Below are 4,815 nucleotides of genomic sequence, written 5' to 3' on the forward strand. Positions count from 1 at the left end.
CCGGCCGCCGCCACGTTGGAGCAGCCACCAGGAGGCCCACGCGCCATGACCGGCTGGATACGCCACGCGCCGCTCAGGGCGGTGGTGCCGGCCCTGGCCGTCGCCGCCGGCCTGCTGTTCGTCGGCACGGTCTCCCACGTCAGCGACCTCGTCCGGCACGGCCTGCACCCCTACGACTGGGCGCCGGGGTGGCTGAACCTCTACTGGTCCTCGCTGGCCCTCTTCGACACCCTCGCAGCCGCGCTGCTGCTCGGCGGCAGACGGCGGGGGCTGGACCTGGCCTGCGCCGTCATGGCGACCGATCTCGCCGCCAACGCATACGCGGTGTACGGCATCCAGCACAGCGGCCTCGCCGCCCAGCCGGGATTGCAGCGCCTCCTCGCCTTCGGCGTCCTCGTGTTCTGCGCCGCTGCGCTCGTCCGCCGGCACCTCGTGTGACGGGGCCGCCGCCGCGGGAACGGGCGCGGCCCGGGCCTCAGTGCACCGAGAAACCGCCGTCCACGAACACCGACTGCCCGGTGACGTACGCGGAGGCCCGGCTCGCCAGGAACACCGCGGCGCCGGCGAAGTCCTCGGGAAGGCCGTTGCGGCCGGTCATCGTGCGGGCGGCGAGAGCCGCCACCTTCTCCGGGTCCTGGGAGAGCCGGACGTTGAGCGGCGTCATCACGAAGCCAGGCACCAGTGTGTTGCAGGTGACCCCGTACGGTGACCACGCCTCGGCCTGGGAGCGGGCCAGCGACTCCAGCCCGCCCTTGGAGACCCCGTACGCCCCGCTCTGCACGAACGCCCGGTGCGCCTGCTGCGAGGTGATGTGGATGATCCGGCCGAATCCGCGCTCCGCCATGCCGGGGCCGAACCGCCGGCCCAGCAGATAGGGGGCCTTGAGGTTCACCGTCATCGTGGTGTCCCAGACCTCCTCGTCCAGCTCGCCCATCGGCGGACGCAGGTTGACCCCCGCGGAGTTGACCAGGACGTCCGGCTCCCCGAAGACGGCCGCGGCCTCCTCGCCCGCGGCCCGTACCCCCTCGGACGTCGCGAGGTCGGCGCTCACCCAGGCGGCCCGGCAGCCGTCCGCGGTGAGTTCGTCGACGGTCCGCACCAGTTCGGCCTCCCGCCGGGCGATCACCACGACGCTCGCGCCCGCGCGGGCGAGCGCCCCCGCGATGGCACGGCCGATACCGGAACTCCCGCCGGTCACCACGGCGACACGGCCGTCCAGCGAGAAGAGTTCGGAGAGGTAGGTCTGCGACGTCATCCCGGCAGCCTAGTAGTGCGAGAGCGCCTGCCGTGACGGGTGGTCAGCCTCAGGTGAGGCGTGAGTCCTTGTCGTCCGTAGGGGCCGGGGCCACACCCAGCCCTCCGGCACGGCCCGCGTGGCATCGGTCACCGACGACGGGAAGCTTCGGACCCGGACGACTCACCCCCGGTCAACGGCGAATCTCCGACCCAGGTCATCGGGCCCGGCAGGTCAGATCCTCGGCCGGCAGCCTGCCAGTGGTCAGGTAGGCCGTGGCGACCGCGTCCGCGCAGGAACCGCCGTCCGGAGCGTAGAGGACGCCGTGCCCCTCGCCACCGGTGACGGTGAGCATCCGGGAGCCGCGCAGGGCCCGGTGCATGGCCCGGCCGGCGAAGAGGGGGGTCTGGGGGTCCCACTCGTTCTGAGTGATCAGCGCACCGGCCTTGTTGTCGACGGTGGTCTGCGGCTCACTGCCCTGCGGCCAGAAGGCACACGGGGTGACGGCCGCCGCGAAGTCGCCGTACAGCGGGTACCGGGCCTTGTCGCGGATCGCCTCGCGGCGATACTGCTCGGGGTCGTGCGACCAGGTGCGGGTGTCGGCGCACATGAAGGACCAGGCGGCTGAGACGTAGGCGTCGTCGGGCTCCTCGGCCCGGTTCGGGTCCCCGGTCCCGTCGGGCTCCTCGGCCCGGTTCGGGTCCCCGGTCCCGTCGGGCTCCTCGGCCCGGTTCGGGTCCCCGGTCCCGTCGGGCTCCTCGGCCCGGTTCGGGTCCCCGGTCCCGTCGGCCGTGCCGGACGAGGCCGGGCCCCCGTCCTCGGCCGCCGTCCTCAGCCCGGCTGTCCATGCGGCGGCCTGCTGGACGTGGAAGAACATACGGCTGCCGGCGCGGATGTCGTCGCCGGTGAGGGTCTGCCCCTCGAAGGCGACGGGTTCGCGGTCCGCCCGCGCGATCAGGTCCCAGAAGGTTCGGCGGACCTCGGCCGGGGTGTCGCCCAGCCCGTACGCCGGGTGCCGCCGGGCGGTCCATACGGCCCACCGGGCAAAGGCTTGCTCGGCCGCCCTCGCCATGTCCTGGAACATCCCCCGGTAGATCCGCGTGGGGTCGTTCGCGCTGTCGAGCACGACCCGGTCGGTCCGCCGGGGGAACAACTGCATGTAGACGGCCCCGAGATAGGTCCCGTAGGAGACCCCCAGGTAGGAGATCCTCTCCTCGCCCAGCGCGGCGCGGATGACGTCCATGTCGCGGGCGCTGTTGCGGGTGGTGAGCTGCGTCAGCTCACCACCGGCTTCGGCCCGGCACTTCTCGGCGACCGTACGTGCCCGGGTCACGTCCTTGGCGAAGGTCTCGGCCTTGTACGGATGGTCGGACTGTTCCTCGGCGGTCAACCGGCAGCTGACGGGGGCGCTCCGCCCGGTGCCCCTCGGGTCGAAGCCGATGAGGTCGTACCGCCGCTTCACCTCCGAGGGGAACACCATGAGCGGGTCGACGGGCAGGCGCAGCCCCGGTGCGCCGGGGCCGCCCGGGTTGAGCAGCAGGACGCCGCGGCGTTCCTTCGGGCTGCTCGCCTTGAGCCGGGATATCGCGAGGCCGATCGTCCTGCCGCCTGGGTCGGCGTAGTCCAGCGGCACTTCGAGCGTCGCGCACTGGAAGGTGTCGGGGTCCTTCGCGTCGCAGCGCTTCCACCGGGGTTCCTGCCGCGTGTACGGCCGCAGGAGGTCCTCGGCGGAGGAGGCACCGGACGGCTGTGACGCGGCGCAGGCCCCTGGCGCCGTCGTCAGGAGGGAGGCCGCCGCGAGTCCGGCGGCGAAGAGGCGGGCCCTGCGGGTGTTTCTGTCGCGCATGGTGAGGCTCTTCCCTGCGTCAGTTTCCGTCGAGGTGCAGGCGGACGCATTGCGCGTACTGGTGCAAGCTGTCGGGCCGGTAGCACTCCTGCGTCCTGTTCGCGTACCAGAGCAGGAGGACGACGGCGAGCCCGGACACCACGATCGCGAGGGACGAGGTCACCACAGCGGTGACGGCCCTGCCCCGGCCGACGCCGGTCCGCCCGGCCGTCATCAGCGCGGCGAGGCCCAGGACCAGACCGATCACGGCGAGGGGGCCGCCGACGAAGACGGGGGAGATGAGCAGCCCGGTGATGCCCACAGCCATGGAGGCCGTGGCCAGACCGTTCTTCGGCGCCATGACGCCGGGGGCGGCCCCCGTGTGGTTCGGCGGCGTCTCGATTACCTGGGCGTTCATCGGCCCGTCCTTCCGTCCGGTCAACTGGTGCGAGGCCCGATTCTGCTTTCCGGGGCGCTCGGGGACATCGCGGAAAGGCGGGAGAATCCGCTCCCCCGATCGGGGGAGGCCGCCGTTGGGCGGCCCGGTCATACTGACCTGATCATGTTCAGAGGAATCCGGCCGCTGATGCGCGGCTCCACCTATGCGGGCGCGCTCTTCGCCTACTGCGGCGCGCTGGCGAGCCTTCCACTGCTGCCTTTCGCGGCGCTGCCGGCGGTGGCGTGGTCCTCCGCTCCGGAGGGGGTGGGCTTCGCTCTCACCCTGCTGGTCTGGTCCGTACTGATCGGCGTGACCGGACTGGCCCGTACCACGCGGCGTGTACTCATCGCCTGTGCCCGGCGGATGCTCGCGGTGCCGTTGCCGGACCCCGTGGCCAAGCCCCGGTGCGCGGGCGCTCCCGGCGCGGGCCGCGGGCGGACCGCTCTCTGGTTGCTGTCGCACGTCGCACTGGGCTGGGCCGGGGCGCAGCTGAGCGTCCTGCTGTTCGTCGCGGGCCTGCTCCTGCCCGGCGGATGGGCCGGTGCCGAGGCCGGGGTGAGCGTGAACGGCTGGTCGGTGCGGCTGGACAGCGGCTGGCGGAGCTGGGCGGCGGCGCTCGGCTGCCTGCTGCTCGCGGCGGCCCTGTGCCCCGCGGTGACGTACGCCCTGCGGTGGCTGGCGCCCCGGCTGCTGGGGCCCTCACCGGCCGAGCGGCTCGCGCTGGCGGCCGAACGCGAGCGGGCTCTCGCCGAGCGCAACCGGCTGGCCCACGAACTGCACGACTCGATCGGGCACACGCTGACGGCCACCACGATCCAGGCGGCGGTCGCGGGCGAGGTGCTCTGCGCCGACCCGGTGGCGGCGCGCGCCGCCCTGCGCAGCATCGAGGAGTCGTCCCGGGCCGCCCTGGAGGACCTGGACCACGTACTGGGCATGCTGCGCGAGGAGCCCGTGGGGACGGCGCCGACCCGTACCCTGGCCGACCTCCCCGAACTGCTCGACCGCCTGCGGCACATGGGCGCGGTCGTGCAGCCGGAGCTGTCGGGCGACCTCGCGCGGATGCGGGGGACGCTCTCCCGGGCCGCTTACCGCATCGTGCAGGAGGGCCTGACGAACGCGCTGCGGCACGGTGCGGGCGGACCGGTCCGGGTCACCGTGACGGCTGCGCCGGACGCGCTGGAGCTCACGGTGGTCAACCGGAGCGGTACGGGAACGAGCTCGGGCCGGGGCGCCTTCCGGACGTCCGGCCACGGCCTGCCGGGGCTCACCGAGCGCGTGCGTCTGCTGCACGGCGAGATCTGTCTCTTATACACATCT

Annotated in this window: 5 protein-coding genes; 2 read left to right on the plus strand and 3 right to left on the minus strand. The window is 73.2% G+C overall.

Translation table 11 applies throughout. The features are described from left to right. The coding region (locus IH13_RS0125490; RefSeq protein ID WP_324605198.1) for a hypothetical protein at positions 1-438 on the plus strand (438 nt) is incomplete at its 5' end. A gap of 37 nt (positions 439-475) precedes the next feature. Here IH13_RS0125490 and IH13_RS0125495 read toward each other — a convergent pair. The 3 genes from IH13_RS0125495 to IH13_RS0125505 all read right to left on the minus strand — a co-directional run bounded on the left by IH13_RS0125495 (position 476) and on the right by IH13_RS0125505 (position 3,477). Further along, a complete protein-coding gene (locus tag IH13_RS0125495; RefSeq protein WP_031088225.1) occupies positions 476-1,255 on the minus strand; it encodes an SDR family NAD(P)-dependent oxidoreductase in 780 nt (259 codons plus the stop codon). Positions 1,256-1,451: 196 nt separating this feature from the next. Then, complete coding sequence (locus IH13_RS0125500; protein WP_031088227.1) at positions 1,452-3,080, minus strand: alpha/beta hydrolase; 1,629 nt, start codon at positions 3,078-3,080, stop codon at positions 1,452-1,454. A 19-nt stretch (positions 3,081-3,099) separates the two neighbouring features. Further along, on the minus strand, positions 3,100-3,477 hold the full coding sequence (locus IH13_RS0125505) for a DUF4190 domain-containing protein (RefSeq protein ID WP_234433387.1): 378 nt from the start codon (positions 3,475-3,477) through the stop codon (positions 3,100-3,102). A gap of 144 nt (positions 3,478-3,621) precedes the next feature. On the opposite strand from IH13_RS0125505, the gene IH13_RS0125510 reads away from it, so the two are divergent. Next, positions 3,622-4,815: sensor histidine kinase (locus IH13_RS0125510; protein WP_063837490.1), on the plus strand; the 1,194-nt coding region annotated here is incomplete at its 3' end.

Origin of the sequence: Streptomyces sp. NRRL WC-3549 (assembly GCF_000721935.1) — a bacterium.
In the GTDB taxonomy this organism is placed as follows: domain Bacteria; phylum Actinomycetota; class Actinomycetes; order Streptomycetales; family Streptomycetaceae; genus Streptomyces.